Origin of the sequence: Salmonella sp. 32070601201500089SM (assembly GCF_017573605.1) — a bacterium.
In the GTDB taxonomy this organism is placed as follows: Bacteria; Pseudomonadota; Gammaproteobacteria; order Enterobacterales; family Enterobacteriaceae; genus Salmonella; species Salmonella enterica.
Window position 1 is genome coordinate 4,216 of record NZ_JAGETK010000027.1, and the last position, 2,009, is coordinate 6,224.

Annotated in this window: 3 protein-coding genes; all 3 read left to right on the top strand. The window is 66.3% G+C overall.

What is annotated here, in order from left to right; translation table 11 throughout:
* Nucleotides 1–485, top strand: a 485-nt coding sequence (locus tag J4728_RS24060; protein WP_243771315.1) for a cytochrome c-type biogenesis CcmF C-terminal domain-containing protein, incomplete at its 5' end; no start/stop codon positions are given.
* Nucleotides 482–1,039 (top strand): thiol:disulfide interchange protein DsbE, encoded by a 558-nt coding sequence (gene dsbE / locus J4728_RS23565; protein WP_000828305.1) that lies wholly within the window; start codon nt 482–484, stop codon nt 1,037–1,039. The genes J4728_RS24060 and dsbE, both read left to right, overlap by 4 nt.
* Nucleotides 1,036–2,009 (top strand): cytochrome c-type biogenesis protein CcmH (locus J4728_RS23570; protein WP_208212515.1); only part of this gene is annotated, 974 nt, incomplete at its 3' end. The genes dsbE and J4728_RS23570, both read left to right, overlap by 4 nt.

A 2,009-nucleotide genomic window follows, 5' to 3' on the forward strand; every position in this document is an offset into this window, starting at 1 on the left:
GCTACTGGGAAATGGTGGCGGCGCACCTCGGGCTGGCGGTGACGATTACCGGCATCGCCTTCAGCCAGAATTACAGCGTGGAGCGTGACGTGCGGATGCGGGCGGGCGACAGCGTGACCATTCACGACTACCGCTTCACCTTCCGGGAGGTGAGGGACATCACCGGCCCCAACTACCGCGGCGGGGTGGCCCTCATCGGGGTGACGCGCCACGGCGAGCCGGAGGCGGTGCTGCACGCGGAGAAACGGCTCTACAACACCAGCCGGATGGTGATGACCGAGGCGGCGATTGACGGCGGGCTGACCCGCGACCTGTACGCCGCGCTCGGGGAGGAGCTGGACAACGGCGCGTGGGCCGTGCGCCTGTACTACAAACCGTTTGTCCGCTGGATATGGGCCGGGGGGCTGCTGATGGCGCTGGGCGGGCTGCTGTGCCTGGCGGACCCGCGCTACCGCCGCCGTAAACCATTGCCGGAGGCCGGATGAAACGCAACGTACTGTTATTACCGCTGCTGATTTTTCTGCTGATTGCCGCGGCGCTGCTGTGGCAGCTGACGCGCAACGCGCAGGGGGATGACCCGACGAATCTCGAATCGGCGCTGACCGGGAAGCCGGTGCCGGCGTTCCGCCTGGAATCGCTGGAGACACCGGGTCAGTACTATGAGGCGGAGGTGCTGACGCAGGGGAAACCGGTGCTGCTTAACGTCTGGGCCACCTGGTGCCCGACCTGCCGCGCCGAGCATCAGTACCTGAACCAGCTTTCTGCGCAGGGTATCCGGGTGGTGGGGCTGAACTATAAGGACGACCGGGCGAAGGCGGTGGCCTGGTTAAAGGAACTGGGCAACCCGTATGCGCTGAGTTTATCGGACAGCGACGGGATGCTGGGGCTGGACCTGGGCGTGTATGGCGCGCCGGAAACCTTCCTCATCGACGGCAGGGGGATTATCCGCTACCGCCATGCGGGCGATTTGAATGCCCGGGTATGGGAAAGTGAACTGAAACCGCTGTGGGACAGATACAGCCGGGAGGCGGCGCAATGAGACTGTTACCGGGCATGGTGATGCTGATGCTGGCGCTGGTTATCGCCGGGTCAGCGCGGGCAACCACCGACGTGATGCCGTTTAAAGATGAAGCGCAGGAGCAGCAGTTCCGCCAGCTCACGGAGCAGCTGCGCTGCCCGAAATGCCAGAACAACAGCATTGCGGACTCGAACGCGATGATAGCCACCGACATGCGCCGCAGGGTGTATGACCTGATGCAGGAGGGGAAGAGCCGCCAGGAAATCATCGATTACATGGTGGCGCGCTACGGCAACTTTGTCACCTACGACCCGCCGCTGACCCCGCTGACGGTGCTGCTGTGGGTGCTGCCGCTGGCCGCCATCGTGGCGGGCGGGTGGATAATCGTCGCCCGCACGCGCCGGCGGGTGCGCCTGCGCCGGGAGCCGCTGCCGGCGGACACCCCGGTTTGCGGCGCGCGCGCCGGGTGGGGCGTTTACGTGCCGGGTGTGGTTATTGCGCTGGTCGTGGCCGCCATCAGTTACTCACAGACCGGCAGCTATCAGCAGGTCAGGGCCTGGCAGCAGGCGACGGCGCAGACGCCGGGGCTGCTGGCGCGGGCGCTGGACCCGCAGGCGCAGCCGCTGAATGAGGAGGAGATGGCGCGGCTGGCGCTGGGGCTGCGCACCCGCCTGCAGAATGATGCCGGCAATGTTGAGGGCTGGCTCATGCTGGGGCGCACCGGTATGGTACTGGGTAATGCCGGTACCGCCACCGGGGCCTATGCGAACGCCTACCGTCTGGACCCGAAAAACAGCGATGCGGCGCTGGGCTACGCGGAGGCGCTGACGCGCTCGTCCGACCCGGAGGATAACCGCCGCGGCGGGGAGCTGCTGCGCCGGCTGGTGAGCCGCGACCACACGGATATCCGGGTGTTAAGCCTGTATGCGTTCAGCGCCTTTGAGCAGCAGCGCTTTGGCGAGGCGGTGGCGGCCTGGGAGATGATGCTGAA